We start from the raw sequence: 20,558 nt of genomic DNA, 5'->3' as shown, positions 1-20,558 counted from the left end.
TTACTAAAACAGGCATCTTACCGATTTTTTTGCACGCAAAAAACCTAAGCCTTGAGTAAGTTTTGGACACACATCGGGTCCTGTCTTCTCATGACTTAGGTTTTGCCTGCATAACCAGTAACAATCCCAGTTAAATCGTATTCAATTCCTGTTAATCTCATATTATTATGATTTAACCAAATTTGTCAACATTTAATTATTAACGATTAACAACACGCTCAATGTGGACGGTCAGATACAATTTCTCTTCGTTGGTAAGCTGATGGTTATATTCCTTGTTAACGAACATTTCGATTTTCTCCGCACATGCCGCTGCTTCCGGGTGCTTCTCTTTGATCATGTCATAGAAGTGGTCATAGTTGTTGTCATAATGCGTTCCGCTTAATACCCTCTGGGAGAAGAACTTCAGATGCGTAATGAAGCGAAAATAACTGAGAGACTCTTCATCGAATTCCATCTTGAAGTGATATTTTGCTATATTAATAATCTGTTGAATAAACTTCGTGATGTTCATCGTTGTAATGACTTCTTCATTCATCTCTGCATTGACAATATGCAGGGCAATATACGCTGCTTCATCCGGTGGAAGCTCAATATCCAGTCTGGCCTTAATCTGTTCCAGCGTTTTCAGACCCAATCCGAACTCAGCCTTGTACAGCTGTTTGATTTCCCACATCAGTGCATTCTTGATTTCAACCCCTTCACGATATCGTTCAATCGCAAAGTTAATGTGATCTGTTAGGGAAACATAGATATTTTCATTCAGGTTACGGCCCAGATTCTCTCTGGCATAGCTAATAATTTCCTCCACTATCTCGATTAGTTCCATCGGCACTTCGCGCAGCAGCATTTTGAAATTGTCGGATGTCTGCTTGTTTTTAAGCGCAAAGACTTTCTGGATGCGGGTCTCGTCTACTTTATCCCCCGGTTTTTTCTTAAAGGCAATCCCACGCCCCATCACGACAAGCTCTGCTCCATCCGCTTGATAGATGCTAATGACGTTATTATTGATAACCTTTGCTATTTTCACTTCAATCCCCCCGTCACGATCCACTCTCTTGGCAGTCATATATCCCTTTTGGGCGTACAAAAAAAACCTGAAGCATCACAAAATAAACAAGACATGTACGTCTGTTTTTTTGGTGCTTAGGTTTTGCCTACTTCAAGTAGTAACAATCCCAAAACGATATAATTGCGTCAAGTATAGCGCGAAGAGACATATATGTCAACGCTTTCAATGAGGGAACAATCGGAAGTTCCATGAAGAATGGTCCTTCCGATCATATGAGGGAGAATTATCCCGATAATGCACTTTTTACTCTTCACCTAAATTGCTGCCATCCGATTCAATAACGTTTTTGTACCAGTGGAAGCTCTTCTTCTTGATTCGCTTCAGGTCACCCTTACCTTCATTGTCACGATCCACATAGATGTAACCATAGCGTTTTCTCATCTCTCCCGAAGAAGCACTGACAATATCAATGGGCCCCCAGCTGGTATAACCGATAATCTCTACACCGTCCTGCAGAGCTTCACCCATCTCGGCAACATGGCGTTTCAGATAATCAATGCGGTACGCATCATCAACCTCACCTTCAGGTGTAACCACATCATTGGCTCCAAATCCATTTTCCACAACAAACAGCGGTTTTTGATATCGGTCATGCAGTTGATTGGCTGTAATACGGATACCTTTGGGATCAATTGTCCAGCCCCACTCCGATTTCGCCAAATACGGATTCGCTACTGAACCAAATACATTGCCAGTCGTCATGTTTTTGACCACTTCAGGGTCCGTGGAGGTTGTACGACTTGAATAATAACTAAATCCGATATAATCAACCGTATGGTTTTTCAGAATTTCAGCATCTCCTGGCTGCATGGCAATATTCAATCCATGGTCCTTGAAGAAACGTTTGGCATAGCCCGGATACTCTCCTCGCGACTGAACATCAATGAAGAAATAGGACTCCCTGTCTTTCTCCATGCCCTGGAATACATCTTCCGGATTACATGTATACGGATAGAAGCTGCCTGCCGCAAGCATACAGCCGATCATTGCGCCGGGAATTATCTCATGACAGGCTTTAACAGCCAGAGCACTTGCCACCAATTGATGGTGTGCGGCTTGATACTGGATCTCCTTCACATTTTCACCATCCTTGAAGACAAGTCCCGCACCCAGGAATGGCAGATGCAGCAGCATGTTAATTTCATTGAAGGTCATCCAGTATTTCACCTTGTCCTTGTAACGGCTGAATACGGTTTTGGCATAGGTTTCAAACAGACTCACCAGTTCACGATTTCTCCAACTGCCATATTTCTCAATTAGATTAACCGGTACATCGAAGTGAGCAAGTGTTACTACTGGCTCGATACCATGTTTCAACAGTTCATCGAACAATTGATCATAAAATTGCAATCCCGCTTCATTTGGCTGAGCATCTTCTCCGGTCGGGAATATCCGTGCCCATGCAATTGACACACGCAGCGCTTTGAATCCCATCTCGGCAAACAGCACGATATCCTCGGGATAACGATGGTAAAAATCAATCGCTTCATGTGAAGGATAGAACTCGGTTTCCAGCGGGGTCAATGCAGGAACATTGCCCTTCATGATGCTTCTGCGATTCTCTCCTGTCGGCAGCAAGTCAACAATACTCAGCCCTTTGCCATCTTCCAAATAAGCGCCCTCTACCTGATTGGCAGCAATGGCTCCACCCCACAAAAAGTCTTTGGGAAACTTAAAATTAGTCATCATTCATTCTCCTTCCAAATATGTAATTCAGATATCCGCTCCAATCGCAAGAAACATTAATAAGACAAAATATTTAAGTTGAATTACACATTTACATCATAAACGGAGAGGACAGAAAAAATCTGGAGAAGCGAAGCTAAAAGCTTTCTGAAAGAAAGCTGCATCGGAAGCATATGCTTTGCCTTTATCACCGGATTTTTCCTTTGAGAAAAGGGAATCAAAAAATCTGGGATAACAGCGATTGGAAGGTTATTCTGTCAACGGAGTGTTCAGTGTAAAATCTTTAGTTCAAATTATATAACAGATCCATTCATTTAATTGTTGAATGGGTCTATTGAACTTTTCTATTATACTTTCCAGGGACGGTATCCTAATATGGATAATAACCTACTTTTTATATAGGAATTATATAGTATGGAGAATGCCAAGATGCCGCATTGGAAGCGAAATCTGTACATTTTGTGGTTTGGCCTGTTTTTTAATCATATGTCTTACACTTTGTCTGTTCCGTTCTTTCCGCTGTTTCTGCAAAATGATCTCGGTATTCAGAGCGGGTTGGAAGTCTGGTCAGGCATTTCGATCTCAATCAGCTTCCTGATCAGTGGACTATGTGCTCCCTTCTGGGGATCGCTGGCTGACAGATACGGCAGCAAACTGATGCTGATTCGTTCGGGTGTGGGTCTCGCCATTGCTCATCTGGCTAATTATTTCGTTTATGATCCTTACACGTTTATTGCTGTTCGGATATTTCAGGGACTCATGGCCGGCTTCAATCCCGCCTCCATTACGTTGGTCGGCACCAACACACCAGAGAAGCATGTAGGTTATGCGCTTGGCGTCATCTCCACATCCACGGCTGCCGGGGGAATTCTGGGACCGCTTGTGGGTGGTGTACTAAGCCATTGGATCGGGCTGCGCGGATGCTTTATCGCATCGGGAATCATTACGCTGCTCTCGGCTGTGATGGTGATATGGGTAAAAGAAGCCCGCGGTCCCCGTACTATGGTTCGCACAAGTATTCTGGGTGATCTGAAAAAAGCAGCCTCCACTCCCGGATTAATGCGAATCTATGGTTTGATTTTACTCATTTCGACTTCCGTGCTCATTATTGAACCTGTGCTGACGCTTTATGTGGTCCAGATTGGCGGCGACGTCAATAGTGCAACACTTAGTGCAGGAATCGTTTTTTCGGCCATCGGCGTAGCAACGGTCATCATGGGTCCGCGCTGGGGACGGATTGGCGGGAAGATTGGCTACGAGAAAACGCTGTTTATCGGTCTGCTGGGCGGCGGCATTGGCAGTTTGCTGCAATTGACGGCGTATAACCTCATTTATTTTGGAAGTCTGCGATTTATCTATGGCCTGTTCTTCGCTGCAGTGTATCCAGCCTTGAATGCGTTAATTATCCAATATGCGGATCGTGATTTCCGGGGAAGGGCTGTCAGTCTGAGTCAGACCGCGAATCAATTCGGTATTGTACTCGGCCCGTTATTCGGCGGTTTTCTGGGCGGATGGACGGGGATTCCTTTTGTTTTTCTGTTAACAGGCATTGTCCTTCTAGGAGCAGCTTGGATAGTCCGAGTAAGCGGTAGGAACCAGGCGAATAAAACGGGATTAGGCATGGCACCAGCAGAAGCAGGCGGAAACAGCATAAAGAAATGATGAAACGACTCTCAGCGAAAAAAGGATACTCGGACTGAATGGGTCATCACCACAATATAGGGAGGAATTCATATGACACAACGAAGATTGAGATTGGGAGCAAACTTGAATGGAGTCGGCAATAGCATCTCTTTTTGGCGACACCCGGATATTCCGATCAATGCCAGTGTTAATCTGGATTTCTACAAGAAGCAGGCGCTTAAGGCTGAGGAGGGGAAATTCGATCTGCTCTTTATTGCGGACGGCCTCTTTATTAATGAGAAATCCAATCCGCATTTCCTGAATCGTTTTGAGCCTTTAACCCTGCTCTCCGTTCTCGCGGGGGCAACCTCACGCATCGGGCTGGTTGCGACGTTGTCCACCTCATATAGTGAACCGTTCACGGTGGCAAGACAATTTGCCTCTCTGGATCAGATTAGTGGAGGACGAGCCGGATGGAATGTAGTAACCTCACCACTGGAAGGCTCGGCACTGAATTTTGGCAAAGGCGAACATCCGAACCACGCGCTGCGTTACGAAATTGCAGAAGAACATCTGAATGTGGTCAAAGGGCTGTGGGACTCCTGGGAGGATGACGCGTTTATTGGAGATAAAGAGAAAGGCGTTTTCTTCGATCCATCCAAGTTACATACGCTGAACCACAAAGGAGAGCATTTCTCCGTTCAGGGGCCACTTAATGTGGCGCGCTCGGAGCAGGGACACCCGGTCGTTTTCCAGGCAGGTTCTTCTGAATCCGGCAAGGATCTGGCAGCCCGATCAGCGGATGCTGTGTACACTGGGCATGAGACGCTGGAGGAAGCCAAGGAGTTCTATCGTGATGTGAAGGCAAGAGCGGTGGCTTATGGGCGTAAGGCAGAAGATATCTTGATTTTCCCTGGCATCGGTCCCATCGTGGGCAGAACGGAGGAAGAGGCCGAGCGTAAGTATCAGGAGATCGCGGAGCTGGTCGATATTGACCATGCACTGAATTATTTGGGACGTTACTTTGATCATTATGACTTCTCCCAATTCCCATTGGATGAGCCCTTCCCGGAGATTGGTGATTTGGGCAGTAACAGCTTCCGCAGTACAACGGACAAGATCAAGCAGCAGGCACGAGAACAGGGATTGACCCTCCGCCAAGTCGCATTGCTTGCATCGACGCCTCGCACATCCTTTATCGGTACACCGGATCAGATCGCAGATCAGATTCAGGAGTGGTTCGAAGGCGAAGCCGCAGATGGTTTCAATATCCGCACAGTCGTACCGAACGGACTAGCGGACTTCGTGGATCTGGTCGTGCCTGTTTTACAAGAGCGCGGGCTTTTCCGTACCGAGTATGAGCATGAGACACTACGGGGTAATCTGTGTCTTGAGATTCCACGCAATCGTTATTCATTGGAGACGGCAAAATAAATCAATTATGGCACATCGAACTTGCTTCCAGTTCAGAATGCTTTAAAGGCGATCCATAAAGCCTCCATAATAACGACAGCACGAAGAAACCAGCAAGTCGCCCATCATCGGGGACTTGCTGGTTTCATTCGTTAAGCTGTTGCAGTTATACGACTATACTCTCAGATCAATCTCAAACGTCTTGATTTCATAAGGTTCAAGAGCAAAAGTTATCGGTGTATCATACAGGAGTTCGCCCTCCGGTACTTCCATAAGATTGCATTCTCTCCACGCTTGAATCCGTAGATCGCTTGTCAGTTCATGCGTATTCATGCTGCCGGAATAATCATGAACGCGTACGATGACACAATTGGAATCCTCGGCCTTCTTGACCGCCGAGATCATGGCTGTGCTGCCGGACAAGGTGAACATTGAGCGACTTGGCTGCTCTGATTGGCCCTGTGTATATCGAAGTGGAGCATTCAGAAGCCAGGCCTGCTGCACGGTTCCACCCACCAGCCAATCCCCTTGGTGCGGAAGAAGAGCATAGGTGAAGTGGTGGAACCCTTGATCGGCATGTGGATCAGGATGCGTCGCGCTCTTGATCAGGGTTAACCGCATCACGTTATCTTTAATGTCATAACCGTATTTGGAATCATTCAGCAAGCTGACGCCATAACCTCTGTCGGACAGATCGGCCCATTGATGGCCAACGGATTCGAAACGTGCCCAGTCCCAGCTTGTGTTCCAGTGCGTTGGCCGTTTAACGTTGCCGAACTGAATGTCATAGGTAGCTTCGGTAGAGCGGACACCGACAGGGAAGGCAACCTTCAGCAGTTGCTGCTGTTCATGCCAATCCACCTCAGTGTCATAATCAATCCGGCGATGCCCGGCATATAAAGTCATGTTCTGCGTAATGGTAGAGCCAAGGTATTCCCAAGCGAAACGGATCACGGCCTGAAGCGACCCGGTCTCTATGACTTCAATGCTGGTGCATTTCGTAATCTCTCGCATATCTTCCTGATAGAAGATATCAATATCCCAGGCCTCATGGGCCAGCGGTTTATCCTCGAATACCTGAAGCACATTGCCTCTTGCCCCTTTGGCAAGCACCTCACGTTGTGACTCTTTATCGTAAAGGCGGGTCAACTGTCCATCCTCGTTCCACTCGAGCTGATAGAACGGTGTCTCGATTCCATTCGTTGTATGGGTGAATGAAGAATGCACAAGTCTCTCGTTTACCGTACTGCTCTGGAAGTGAATTGTGGTATACCCCAGCGAAGGGATATCCTTCACCTCAACGGACCAATCTCCATCCTGGTATTGAGCGTTCAGGATTACGCCGGAATCGCTCAGCCAGGTCCCCGTTGCCAATTCGCCTGATGCCGCAGGAATGCTCACGATTTCTGTAACGACCCATGGGGAGGAGTTCCAAATGGTATACGTATGTGGAGATTCTCCGCTGCCAGCGATAGCGGTCCGAGCCTGCGTGTCCACGTGACGGCCAATCTGTTCGGCTTCTGCATATTCAATTCTGCTGTCCTCATACACCTCCGTGATGGAGGAACCGGGAATGATGTCATGGAACTGGTTGCGCAAAATGATTTTCCATCCCTCGGTCAAGGACTTCGCTTGATACAGATTCCAGTCATTGTGCACAATACTTTGCAATGCATTCAGCCATTCCGCTTCACGGTAAGCCAGCTCAAGCTTGCGGTTCATCCGTTTGTTGTACGCCTGGCTGGTATACGTTCCGCGGTGATATTCCAGATACAGCTCGCCATCCCATGTATGGATGTACGAATCGGTTTTCTCCACCGTCTCCTGCAGCTTTTCAAAATAATCATCTGCGCGTCCGGTCTTGACCTTGGGCAATCCGGGCAGTTGATCCAGTCGCCGTCTCATCTCCAGCATTTCGCGGTTAACTCCGCCTCCGCCGTCTCCGTATCCGTATGACAGCAGCAGATCCTGGTTCATCTCCTTATCGCGGTAGGCATCCCAGATGCCCTTGACCGTCTTCGGAATGATTTTTCCGTTATAGGTATAGAACCATGACCCCGGCTCGGACCAAGGCTCGGGTGTAGTAATGAAGTGGGTCAGCACCTCTGAGCCGTCAATTCCTCGCCAGTGGAATGTATCGAATGGCATGCGGTTGTATTGGTTCCAGCTGATTTTGGTCGTCATGAACGTATGAATGCCGGATTTTTTCAGAATTTGCGGCAAGGACCAGCTGTAGCCGAACACATCCGGCAACCATAGATATCGGCATTCTGTCCCGAACTCTTCTTTTAGAAAACGAGTGCCGATCAGTAACTGCCGAACCAAAGACTCGCCAGAGGTCAGGTTGCAGTCTGCCTCCAGCCACATGCCTCCGCCTGCTTCCCAGCGCCCTTCAGCGACACGTTCCTTGATGGATTCGTACAGCTCCGGATAGTCCTCTTTCACATATTCGTACAACTGAGGCTGGGTTTGGAGGAACACGTACTCCGGGAACATCTCCATCAGGCGCATAACGGTGGAGAAGGAACGAGCGCATTTCTCACGCGTATGCTTCAACCGCCACAACCAGGCAACGTCAATATGAGTATGGCCGATACAGGTGACAGTCACATCAGAAGCTTTGTCCATCGTACTCAGTCGTGCACTCAGGTCATCCCTTGCGTCATGGACAGATGCATAGAAGACATCGGACTTAGGCTGCGACCAGTCAATGAGGCGGAAGGATTGCTGGAGCGCATGAAGCAGCTTCGTACGTTCCGGTGTATGGGCATCCAGAATTCGGACCGTTTCCAGAATCGCTGACCCTGTAAATACAAGATCATCCACAGCTTCATCCAGCCAGCACAGTTCTGCCTGCCTGAACGTATGTGTCTGATTGCGGGGCTGACCGCCACCTTCCAGACCAGACCATAAGCGGAAGACCAACTCACTGGTGCTGCCTGCCGCAGAGGCTGGAAAGAACACTTCCTTGTGGTTGGAATCCACGCCTTGATAAGGCTTGCCATCCCAGTAGAACAGCGACTCAAAGCCGGAATTGTTACCACCGCCGGTATCGCCAAAATCAAACAGGCCGACAATTCGTTTATCCTCCCAAGAGGAAGGGAACGCGGCTTTTGTTCTCAGCCACAAATAGAGATCTCGACCAGTCCAGTTCTCTCCTGTATGCATAGGCTTCCAATCACTATCGTCCCCCGGCAGGGCAGGGTTAATCTCTTCTCTGCGGTCTTCGCAGGCAAGAAAAGCATGTAAAGGTAAACGATCCCGGTAACGGAGCTCGGATAATTCATTGATACGTGCTTGAAGTTTGTTTTCAGTAAGAAACATCGTTAAGAACCCCCAGTACATTTTATCGGGGAGTGATTCATAGTTAGAGAGCATCCAAAGCGAGTATGTATTACATATATTCATAGGGGAATGCGCCCATTATAGCGCTTCCATTCGCTTTTGACAAACCAAAATATGGATTACATAACTGGAGCAGGTCATTGTCGAATTTAACCAAACGGTGATACACTGAGTTGGAAATGGGTCTGGAGGAGGCGTTCAGGCACGAATGTCCAGGATACGAACCATGTATAGAAATTACCTGAAGAAAAAAATGTTCAACAAAATTCTGTTGTTTTATTCCATGGTCATGGTTCTGTTATTCATCAGTGTCTCCGTGCTGGCCTACCGCTACTATGAGCAGCGGGTCGTACAGGAACAGATGGATGCCAGTCTGCAGGAACTGGATATTGTCAGTATCAATCTGAATCAGCAGTACGAACGACTGTATAACGCCGTGCAGCAGATTTATACCGACGCCATGATCGGTGACGATTTGAAGTATTTTCTGACTCATGAATATGAGGATTTTCTCAATTGGCGCTTGAATCAATATGCTTACAGCTACCGTACGGAGCGCGGGAACTTTGATTATCAATTGCGCCTGCTGCTAAAGGATGAAGCCTCGATTGCAAATGTCGTGTTATACAGCACGGATCAGGATTTCTTCTATGTTCTCAATCGGGAGACCCAGCACTTTTATTATCAACCCAAGCTGTCAGCAGGGCATAAGGACTGGTTCCAGCGGCTGCGAAGTGCACCGTGGCAGTACATGGGCAGTGAACCGCTTTTCGAAGGGAAAATGGATGATGTCCCTACCCCATACAGCTACGCCAATGTGCTCAAGGACTCCGTGACATTGAAGCAGTATGGTGCAATTATGTTTGAACTGAATACAGATCGGATCAAAGGGCTGCTGCGAGACAGGCTCGACGGCAAAGACAACAGGATCATGCTGATGACCGGGGAAGGTCAGGTGATTTTCGATTCGCAGGGCAAGTATGATAACACCGTCTACCCTTATTGGGGGCAGATGAATTTACCGGAGGATTGGGTGAATCTGGAGGAACGCTCAAAGGTGCAGCTGCTGAATATCGGGAATACAGGAATGGTCGTGGCTGCTATTATTCCGGAGTCGCACATTAAACAGAGCCTTCAAGCGATTCGTCTCAGTCTTATCGGGATTGTTATCCTGTGCATCATTGTTAGTTTTGCGGTAACGTTCACCATCATCCGCCGATATTCCAAAAAAATTCACAGGCTCGTCCTTTACATGCGGCGCTGGCAGGAGGGGGATCTGAGTAAGCGGATCGAGATGGAGGGTGAAGATGAATTACAGCAGATTTCGCAGAGATTTAACCATATGTGTGATCGGCTGGAGTCTTACATAGAGACGGTATATGTGTCGGAGATCAAGCAAAAGAATGCGCAGCTCGTGGCTTTGCAAGCCCAGATCAATCCCCATTTTCTGTACAACACGTTGGAAAGCATCCGCATGAAAGCCATCAGCATGGGAGCCAGGGATGTTGGACAGATGATTTATATTCTTGCTACGATGTTCCGTCATTTGATCAAAAAGCAGACACATGTAACCTTGGCGGAGGAAATCGAGCTATGCGGCATGTACCTGGCTTTGGTTCAGTACAGGTATGAGGACAAGTTGGAGGTGGAGACTCATATTGAAAATGCAGCGGCGGGGAGCATGATCGTCAAGTTGTTAATCCAGCCAGTCATTGAAAATTACATTGTGCATGGTTTTCGTACGAATGATGATGATAACCGGATTACCATCACCGCCGCAGAAGCAGATGGTGTGATCCGTATTCGTGTAAAGGATAACGGAAAGGGGATCTCTGCGGAAAGGTTGCTTGAACTGCAAGACGCGCTGCACACGGGCGATGAAACTTCTGGGACATCCGATCAATCTTTGGGTCTTAAGAATGTCCACGACCGCATACGTCTGAATTATGGCAGTGATTATGGTCTTCACCTGAACAGTGTGGAGGGCGAAGGATGTGAGGTGACGATCAGTATTCCAGTCACAAGGGAGGAAGCGGGATGAGAAGTGTAATGTTGGTCGATGATGAGCCGCTCATTGTAAAAGGAATGCAAGCCATCATTGATTGGGATCAGAATAATATGCAGATTGCGGGTACGGCTTGCAATGGGTTGGAAGCGCTAGCAATGATGGACGAGGGCCATGTCGATCTGATTATTACGGATATCATGATGCCGCAAATGACCGGACTTGAGCTGATCCGGGAGATCAAAGAGCGCAATCCGTATACCAAATTCATTATTTTGAGCGGCTACGAAGAATTCAAATATGTGCGGGAAGGCATCTCGCTGGGGGTAGAGAACTACCTGCTCAAGCCAGTCAATATGGACGAATTGGAAGCAACCATCAAGCACATGCAGCGCGACTGGGAGCAGGAGGAAATCCGCCAGATTCAGATGGATCAGAGCTGGAGGATTCTGCGCAACAATATTTTGCAGCGGTGGGCGAACGAGACCATTGACGCCAAAGAATTTCGGGAGCGTGCACAGCTGCTGGAGATTCCCATGAACAAGTCCAGTTATTGTGCAGCCGCTCTGCGGATTGTAGGGGATGACAAAGGGAATGATCCGCAGATACACCTTGCGGGAATCGCTGAGAAGTGCGAGCTGCTCGGAAATCAAGGCCTTCCGGATGGCTGTGGGGTAATCTGCTTTCCCGATCAGGAAGGAGATATCATGGTGCTGTTCGTTTCAGCCCGTACGGAAGTTTGTGATGAATGGCGGCTTCAGGCACTCAGCAGGATGAAGCAAGCGGTCGCCGAGGACACAGGTGCACGTGCATGGGGGATCATCGGCCAATCGGAGTCGACCTATCTGGGTTTTCCGAAGAGCTGCAAATCCGTAAAGCTGTGGCTTCAGAATCATTTGTTTATGGATGGTGATACCTTCATCATGCGAGTGGAGAGCGAAGAAGATGCCAATCCGCATCAGGAGAAGCCTGGGCCAGCGATGGAGCAGTTCCACAAGCTGCTGCGGGATGGGGAAAGTACAGAGGTGGATCGGTTCATCGACGAATTCTTCATGGTTGAGGGTAAGGAACGCTGCTTCCCGAGAACACCGTTCTTTAATTCTGCCATCCAGCTGATGCTGGCTGCCAAGGAATTGGAGAAAACACCTGACTATGGGGAAATCTTCGGACCATTGTCCAGAATTCATACGCTCAGCAAACTGAAACAATTGGTGAGAAAAACCGTTCATCGTACGCTGAATACATATCATACCGCCGAGAAAACGTACAGCCCGCATATCATGGCTGTCTTGGAGGTAGTGAAGAATCACTATCAGGATGAGCTTTCACTAAAGACGCTCAGTCAGCGGCTGGAGCTCCATCCGAACTACCTCGGCCAATTATTTCAGCAAGAGGTCGGCACCACCTTTTCCGATTATGTGAACCAGTACCGAATTGAGCGCGCCACTCATTTGCTGTTATATTCGGACAAAAAGACAGCCGAAATCGCGGGCGAGGTAGGCTACTGGGACTCCACTTATTTTTACAGACAATTCAAGAAATATGCGGGTGTTTCTCCAACAGAGCTGCGCTCCATCTACATGAAAAAATAAGCCGGGTTTTGCCGGCTGAATGAAGACACACCCCGGGCGGGTGTGTTTTTTGCTATGGGATGAATGCACGATCTTTAATTAATCCATCAATTTATTGGGTTTTTCAACTATCCCAAAATTGGTAGCGCTTGCATAATGGAGGAAGGAGTGAACGAGGAATCCAAAGCACCAAAAGGGCTTAGGTCTGCCAGTGTTGATTATAGGGGATTAATGCTGGATGCAGCTAAGCGATAGTGAACGCGATTATAAGGAGGGACAGCCGTGCTGGGCATCTTCAAAAGTCTGATGAAGAACAAGGCGTTTCTTCTGCTGGTACTGCCGGGAGCAGCGTGGTTTATCATTTTTGCCTATTTGCCAATGTTCGGAACGATTATTGCTTTTAAGGACTTCCGGATTCATCCGGGCGGATTTCTTGAAAGCGTTCTAAAAAGCGATTGGGTCGGGTTCAAGAACTTTGAGTTTCTGTTCTCAACCAGTGACGCCTATATCATCACACGTAATACTATTTTGTATAACCTGGGTCTGATCTTTCTCGGATTGGTGCTCGCAGTGACGCTTGCGATCATTATGAACGAACTGCTGAATAAACGGCTCGCGAAGATCTACCAAACCGCGATGTTTATGCCTTATTTCTTGTCCTGGGTTATTATCAGCTATTTCGTCTTTTCGTTTCTGAGTGTGGAAAAGGGTGTGTTCAACCAGATCATTACCTATTTCGGAGGAGATCCGGTCAGTTGGTACAGTGAGACAGGGTATTGGCCGTATTTTCTCATTCTGCTCGGCCTGTGGAAAGGTGCAGGTTATGGCAGCGTAGTCTATCTGGCAGCAATCGCGGGTATCGACCGCTCTTATTATGAGGCAGCGATGATCGACGGCGCTACCAAGTGGAAACAGATCCGGTACATTACGCTGCCACTGCTCAGGCCGCTGATGATCATTCTAACCATTCTGGCGATTGGCGGTATCTTCCGTTCCGACTTTGGATTGTTCTATCAGGTTCCACGGGATTCCGGTGCACTGTATCCAGTCACCAATGTCATCGACACGTTTGTATACCGCGGCTTAACCATTATGGGCGATACGGGAATGAGTACGGCTACAGGATTGTATCAATCGGTTGTCGGTTTGATTCTTGTCCTGCTGGCAAACTATGCTGTGCGTAAAATTGAAAAGGATTATGCCGTATTCTAGGCTGCGGCAAGGGAGGTGCTATCCATGAGTAACTTAAGCGAACCGATAAAGCGGGCATCTGCCCCTGCGAAGAGGAGCAGAAAGACACCAAAAGATCTGAATGCCATTTCACCGTTATCCAACGTGATTTTTAATATAGCGATCGGTCTGTTTGCCTTATCTTGTATCTTTCCATTTCTGTTCATCATCATCATCTCATTTACCGATGAGAAGACGCTGGCGATCAATGGATTTAAATTAATTCCTGAAGTCTGGACGCTGGATGCCTACCGATTCCTTATGGAATCCGGGCAGCAGATGGCCCAATCGTTTGGGGTTACCTTAACGGTGACGGTTGTCGGAACCGCACTGACACTGTATTTGGTCACCACGTATGCGTATGCCATCTCGCGCAAAAATTTTGCACAGCGTCGGTTTTTCAGCTTTTTGGCCTTCTTCACCATGCTATTTTCCGGCGGTCTCGTTCCCAGTTACATTGTGGTTACGCAGGTGCTGCACTTGCGGGATTCGATATGGGCGCTTATCCTGCCGTCGATCATGAACGCTTTTTACATTATCGTTATGCGTACATTTTTCACGACCACCGTGCCGGATGCGGTTATTGAGTCGGCCAAAATCGACGGAGCTACTGAATTCGGTATCTATACGCGCATCGTACTGCCGATTTCGTTGCCGGGCATTGCGACTATTGGATTGTTCAGTACGTTAGGATTCTGGAATGACTGGTTCAATGCGCTGCTCTATATCGACAATGCGAAATTGATTCCGCTCCAGACATTGTTGATTCGAATACAGAACAATATGGATTTTGTTGTGCAAAACAGCAGCCGGGTCGTGTCCTACGACATTGCCTCTACACTGCCAACGGAGACCGTCCGCATGGCGATGGTTGTCTTGGCTACACTGCCGGTTGCGCTGGCGTATCCGTTTTTCCAAAAGTATTTTATACAGGGTCTGACCATTGGTTCGGTCAAAGAATAAGTCTGGTTGTGCCTGCCCCAAAGGGCAGTAACAATAACATTAATAAGGGGGATACACATGAAGACAAGAAAAATCGCTCTGTTCATGGCTGCTTTGATGCTTGCTTTTGCTACGATGCTTGCAGGCTGCGGTGGCAGTAATACCAATGATACAAGCGGGAATGCGGCATCCGGGGGAGAATCCGGCGATAAGGACACAGTGAAGCTCAAGGTATATCTGATTGGTGGTCCACAGCGCGATCTGCCAATGGTACAGGAAGAAATGAACAAATACTTAATGGAGAAAATAAATACAACCGTCGACATCACGATGATTGACTGGGGTGATTATTCCAAACGGATGCCGGTTATTACCGCTTCGGGCGAAAATTATGATATCGCTTTCACCTCTTCCTGGGCTTATGACTATCTGCCAAATGCTACTAGAGGGGCGTTCCTGCCAATCAATGATCTGTTGGATAAATACGGTCAGGGCATTAAAGAGCAGCTTGATCCACGCTTCCTTACAGGCTCACAGATCGGTGGTCAAAACTATGCCGTGCCAGTTAACAAAGAGCTGGCTTCACAATGGGTATGGCGCTTCAACAAGCAGTACGTGGATAAATACAACATGGACATCACCAAGATTCGTACATTAGAGGATCTGGAGCCTTACCTGAAGCAAATCAAAGACAATGAGCCGGCCGACATCACTCCGCTGGCTGTTCCGAAGGGCTTTAAGCCTTATCTGGCATTCGACTTCCTGTTGGGTGACGAATTCCCAGTCGGCATCAACATGAACGGTGACACTAGTAAATACGTTAATGTGCTGGAATCCGAAGAGCTGAAGAGCTCACTGAAAACCATCCGCAAATACTATCAGGCTGGTTATCTGCGCAAGGATGTAGCGACATTGGAAGGCATCGACAACATCAAGACGGGTAAATGGTTTGTTGACCGTGAACAGACTCAGCCTTACGCCGAACTGGGATGGTCCAGAAGCGCGGGCTATGATATCGTGACTACACCGATGCAGGATCCGGTTATTTTCACCGGCTCGGCAACAGGCGCTATGCATGCGATTTCGGCGAACTCCAAAAACCCGGAACGGGCCATGATGTTCCTGAACTTGCTGAATACTGATCCGTATCTGCGGAACCTGATCAACTACGGCATTGAAGGTACACATTACAAAAAGATTTCGGATAACGTCATTGAGGACCTGCCAGCGATGAAGGACGGATTCCAGATGCCTGGTTTTGCTTTGGGTAACCTGTTCCTGACCTACATGCACAAGGAAGATCCAGCTGATAAGTGGGAAGCGTTCAAGGAGTTCAACAATTCCGCGAAGGTTGCTCCAAGCTTTGGCTTCAACTTCAATCCGGACCCGGTGAAGACGGAAGTGGCTTCCATCTCCGCCATCGTGAAGGAATTCTACCCATCCATCATGACGGGTGCGGTTGACCCGGATGAGCATCTGCCGAAAGCGATCGAGAAGTTGAAAGCGGCAGGTCTGGATAAAGTGATTGCAGAAGCGCAAAAGCAATACGATGAATGGCAAGCTGCAAATCCAAAATAAGCCTGAATTATAACGTAGACATGGAAACGTCTGTCCGGTTTGACGGACGTTTCTTTTTACCCTGATTGGATTGCCAAATTGGATTGGAGGGTACGGCATGAAAAAGCTTGGTGCTAGTCTCATATTGGTTATAATGGTATGCGCTGCTCTTTCCTCAGCGGCCTTGGCGAAGCAACCGTATTCATCGTATTGGTTGCCGGAGCAATTGCTCCAATGGAATCCGGTTTCCGACCCGGATGCGGCCTTCAACCGGAGCACTGTTCCGCTCCAGAGCCGTTTCACGGGGGACGGTGTTAACCCGAATGCAACGAAAGATCCGAAAGTAATGGCCTTGTCTGCGCTGAATCAGGGAACCAGCGGCGTTCCATCGCAGGGCTCGGATACATTCTCTGCGAATACGTTCTCTTATTGGCAGTATGTCGACAAGCTCGTATATTGGGGCGGCTCGGCGGGAGAAGGCATTATTGTGCCGCCAAGCGCTGATACGATTGATGCGGCACACCGGAACGGAGTGCCTATCATGGGTACGGTGTTCTTCCCGCCATCCGTGTACGGTGGCAAATATGAGTGGGTGAAGCAAATGCTTCAGCAGAACAGCGATGGTTCCTTCCCGGCGGCGGATAAACTGATCGAGGTCGCTGAGTACTACGCTTTTGACGGCTGGTTTATCAACCAGGAGACCGAGGGCGGAACAGCAGCAGACGCACAGTTGATGAAGTCATTCCTCCGTTATCTTCAGGATCATAAGCCCGCGGGTATGGAGATCATCTGGTATGATTCCATGACGAGGGAAGGCAATATTTCCTGGCAGAATGCGCTGACGGACCGGAACGCGATGTTCCTGCAGGATAACGGGAAAAAGGTATCAGAAAGCATGTTCCTGAACTTCTGGTGGAATGACCTTGGCAGTTCTGCTGCCAAAGCCAAAAGCCTGGGCAGATCACCATTCGAACTGTTCGCAGGCATCGATGTCGAAGCTAAAGGGTACGATACCAGTCTGAAATGGAATTCGCTGTTTCCTGAGGGGAAATCGGCTGTAACTTCGCTCGGCATTTATCGGCCGGACTGGTCGTTCAACAGCGCGGACAGCATGACTGATTTCTTTGCCCGTGAGAATAAGTTCTGGGTGGGACAGAACGGCAACCCGGCCAATACGGCGACAAGCCAGGCTTGGAAAGGGATTGCGAACAATGTGGTTGAATCATCGCCGATAGATCAGCTGCCATTCACCACTAGCTTCAATACGGGCAGTGGCGAGAAATTTTATGTGGATGGCACGCAGGTGCGGGAGACCGGATGGAATAACCGCAGTTTGCAGGATGTACTTCCGACATGGCGCTGGTTTGCAGAGAGTAAGGGCACGGCGTTGAAGCCTTCTCTCGATTGGTCGGATGCCTACTATGGCGGCAGTTCCCTGAAGGTAGCGGGTACGCTAAGTTCGGCAAATGCCACCCATCTGAAGTTGTATCAAACCGATCTGAAGATTGAGCCAGCTACCAAGCTGTCGATCACGTACAAAACGCAGAACAAGCCGAGCATGAAGGTTGGGCTAGCTTTTGCAGACCATCCGGACCAGTTCGTCTTTCTGGATGTAAAAGACAAAAAGGCATCGGGTTGGACGACGGACATCTTGAATCTGACGCCTTACAAAGGAAAACGGATTGTGGCACTGTCTTTGTATTTTGACAGCAAGGAAATCATATCGGATTATGACATCCATATTGGTCAGATCTCCATTCATAACAATTCTAATCCAGTGAAGCCACTTGAAGCGGTTCAAGAATTAAATGTCATCCAATCCGACTTCCGCGGGGGCATTTACGGCGATGCCAGGTTGCAATGGAAAGCGTTGGACGAGGAAGTTCAACAATATGAGATTTACCGCGTGCTGCCCGACGGCAAAGAGACTTGGGTTGGTGCAACCGCGAATAACGTGTTCTATGTGCCTGAGATGAAGAGAATCAATGCGGAACAGGCGACTGTACTGAAAGTCGTGGCAGTGAATGCAAAATATGAGCCCGGCCAGGCTGCCAGCGTTACCATCCAGTGGCCAGCGTATCCGAAGCCGGAAGCAGGATTCAAGGCCGATGCAACACTTATCACACCTGGCCAGCAAGTGCATTTCAGTGATCTCTCTTCCGAGGTGACGGAAGGCTGGTCGTGGACTTTTGAGAATGGCAGTCCGGCTGTCAGCACGGAGCAAAATCCAGTGGTAACGTATGACAAGGAAGGCACGTACCGTGTGACACTTACAGCTACCAACAGCTCGGGGCAGGATACGGTAACGAAGCAAGCTTTGATCACCGTCAGCAAGGGCGCTTCCGGGGTCAAGAATGTCGCACTTGGCAAAACGGCGACTGCGGACCATGCCTGCGGACCTGCTGAAGGCGCAGGAAAGGCGATCGACGGCAAGGTGACAGACAACAGCAAGTGGTGCGCACTGGGGAATCAGCAACATTGGTTGCAGGTTGATCTTGGTAAAGAACATCAGATCAGTGGTTTTGTCATCAAGCATGCGGAGAGTGGTGGGGAGTGGTCCGGTTTTAATACGAGCGACTATTCCATCCAGGTCAGTGCTGATGGCGTGAACTGGTCCGATGTAGTTCAAGTACAGGGGAACACGGCAGCCGAAACATCGGACGCGATTGCGCTGGTTAAGGCTCGTTATGTGAAGCTTAATGTGCTGAAACCAACACAGGGCGGCGATACAGCAGCCCGAATCTATGAGTTTGAGATTCGAGGGTTGCAGCCGTAGTTGCAGTTAAGAAGTAATGAATGAAGCGGTGATATTAGCAAAAAAGGAACCATGCCACCAACACCGTTTCAATGACGGCTGGCTATTACTGAAGTAGACGGTCGTCTAACGAGTGTGCCGCACTGCATCAGACCACGGCTGAATATGACTGAATTTGAGGCTCACAGATCATTGGATCTTGTGAGTCTTTTTACGTTTATGCTGGATTCACTTGCAAAGGTTCTAAAATCGTTGTTTTAGATAAAAAATCGGTTTTGCAATCAAAGACATGGCTAATGAAAAGTCTTATATTGTAGTTAAAATGATAAGAAGGGAGTGAGGGTGATGAAGAATAGAAAGATCATGTTTACTCGTCCGCTGCAAGTGGAGACGGTAGAAGAGGACTTTATTTTGCCAGATTTAGGGGAGAAGGAAGTATTGGTAAAATTGATCTATTCCCTTATCAGTCCAGGAACGGAGCTGGCGATGTTATCGGGAAAAGAAGAGTGGGCCAAGCTTCCCGTATGTCCGGGGTATGCGAGTGTAAGTGAAGTGATCAAGGTGGGGCAGGGTGTAGTCCATGTTCAGCCCGGGGACGCTGTGTTCCATTATGGTCAACATGCTGAATATCAAGTGGTATCCACAGAGCACGTTTTCATCAAGGTACCTGAAAAGCTGGATTTGAAGTGGGTTCCCTTCACGCGCATGGCAACAGTGGCGTTCACCTCGGTTCGTGTATCCAATATTGAACTTGGGGATATTGTCGGCGTGACGGGGCTCGGATTGGTAGGGAATTTGGCTGCTCAATTGGCGCGCCTGCAAGGTGCAACGGTGATTGGTGTGGACCTGTCACCGGAACGAATCCGAACAGCTCAGGCATGTGGGGTTGACTATACGCTTCATGACGGAGAAGATAAAGTAAAAGAAAAGATACATGCTATAACGAATGGAATAGGGGTCTCCACTCACATTGAGGCGACGGGTGTGCCCAGTGTAGGTGTCCAAAGTCTGGAGTGGATCGCAAAGCTGGGGGAGATTATTTTCCTGGGCAGTCCACGAGGCGAATATAACACGGATGTCACCGATATATTGAATTATTGCCACCTGTATGGACGAGGCTGCATTACGTTTAAGGGGGCACATGAATGGCGCTTCCCGGTGGAACCGAACGAATTCGTTAAGCATTCCCTGGTGAGAAATTCGAACATTGTATTTGAACTGATGTTAAAGAACAAGCTGCATATCGAGCCATTGATCAGTCATGTGATGAAGCCGGATCAAGCGCAAGAAGCATACGAAGGCCTAAGAATAAATAAAGACCAATATAACGGTGTATTGTTTGACTGGTCCTAGGAGGAG

Annotated in this window: 12 protein-coding genes; 9 read left to right on the top strand and 3 right to left on the bottom strand. The window is 48.3% G+C overall.

The window, feature by feature from the left end:
- Positions 1-199: 199 nt before the first annotated feature.
- Complete coding sequence (gene licT, locus P364_RS0103290; protein WP_024628735.1) at positions 200-1,030, bottom strand: BglG family transcription antiterminator LicT; 831 nt, start codon at positions 1,028-1,030, stop codon at positions 200-202.
- A 285-nt stretch (positions 1,031-1,315) separates the two neighbouring features.
- Entirely contained in the window at positions 1,316-2,758 is a 1,443-nt protein-coding gene (locus tag P364_RS0103285; RefSeq protein ID WP_024628734.1) for a 6-phospho-beta-glucosidase, read from the bottom strand.
- Positions 2,759-3,172: 414 nt separating this feature from the next.
- Between P364_RS0103285 and P364_RS0103280 the strand changes: the two genes are divergently transcribed.
- Together P364_RS0103280 and P364_RS0103275 are read left to right on the top strand one after the other, a co-directional pair.
- The gene (locus P364_RS0103280) at positions 3,173-4,420 is read left to right on the top strand and encodes an MFS transporter (protein ID WP_024628733.1); all 1,248 of its coding nucleotides are present in this window, start codon (positions 3,173-3,175) and stop codon (positions 4,418-4,420) included.
- Between the two features lie 72 nt (positions 4,421-4,492).
- A complete protein-coding gene (locus P364_RS0103275) occupies positions 4,493-5,815 on the top strand; it encodes an LLM class flavin-dependent oxidoreductase (protein WP_029880689.1) in 1,323 nt (440 codons plus the stop codon).
- A gap of 153 nt (positions 5,816-5,968) precedes the next feature.
- Here the strand turns inward: P364_RS0103275 and P364_RS0103270 are convergent, their stop codons facing one another.
- Positions 5,969-9,118: an alpha-mannosidase gene (locus P364_RS0103270; RefSeq protein WP_024628732.1), complete on the bottom strand. Its 3,150-nt coding sequence runs from the start codon at positions 9,116-9,118 to the stop codon at positions 5,969-5,971.
- 229 nt (positions 9,119-9,347) lie between these two features.
- On the opposite strand from P364_RS0103270, the gene P364_RS0103265 reads away from it, so the two are divergent.
- The 7 genes from P364_RS0103265 (at position 9,348) to P364_RS0103235 (ending at position 20,552) form a co-directional block, all read left to right on the top strand.
- Positions 9,348-11,180 (top strand): cache domain-containing sensor histidine kinase, encoded by a 1,833-nt coding sequence (locus P364_RS0103265; protein WP_024628731.1) that lies wholly within the window; start codon positions 9,348-9,350, stop codon positions 11,178-11,180.
- Entirely contained in the window at positions 11,177-12,736 is a 1,560-nt protein-coding gene (locus P364_RS0103260; protein ID WP_024628730.1) for a response regulator transcription factor, read from the top strand. Before P364_RS0103265 ends, P364_RS0103260 begins: the two co-directional genes overlap by 4 nt.
- Before the next feature lie 285 nt (positions 12,737-13,021).
- Positions 13,022-13,927: an ABC transporter permease gene (locus P364_RS0103255; protein ID WP_373456334.1), complete on the top strand. Its 906-nt coding sequence runs from the start codon at positions 13,022-13,024 to the stop codon at positions 13,925-13,927.
- Between the two features lie 24 nt (positions 13,928-13,951).
- The gene (locus P364_RS0103250; protein ID WP_024628728.1) at positions 13,952-14,908 is read left to right on the top strand and encodes a carbohydrate ABC transporter permease; all 957 of its coding nucleotides are present in this window, start codon (positions 13,952-13,954) and stop codon (positions 14,906-14,908) included.
- 57 nt (positions 14,909-14,965) lie between these two features.
- Positions 14,966-16,465 carry an ABC transporter substrate-binding protein gene (locus tag P364_RS0103245; protein ID WP_024628727.1) on the top strand — a complete coding sequence of 500 codons (1,500 nt, stop codon included), beginning with the start codon at positions 14,966-14,968 and terminating at the stop codon, positions 16,463-16,465.
- 97 nt (positions 16,466-16,562) lie between these two features.
- Positions 16,563-19,220 (top strand): endo-beta-N-acetylglucosaminidase, encoded by a 2,658-nt coding sequence (locus P364_RS0103240; RefSeq protein ID WP_024628726.1) that lies wholly within the window; start codon positions 16,563-16,565, stop codon positions 19,218-19,220.
- Between the two features lie 324 nt (positions 19,221-19,544).
- Complete coding sequence (locus tag P364_RS0103235; RefSeq protein ID WP_024628725.1) at positions 19,545-20,552, top strand: zinc-dependent alcohol dehydrogenase; 1,008 nt, start codon at positions 19,545-19,547, stop codon at positions 20,550-20,552.
- The last annotated feature ends 6 nt before the right edge of the window (positions 20,553-20,558 follow it).

This window comes from Paenibacillus sp. MAEPY2, assembly GCF_000499205.1.
Taxonomy (GTDB): domain Bacteria; phylum Bacillota; class Bacilli; order Paenibacillales; family Paenibacillaceae; genus Paenibacillus; species Paenibacillus vandeheii.
This window is presented reverse-complemented; position numbering and strand designations above follow the sequence as displayed.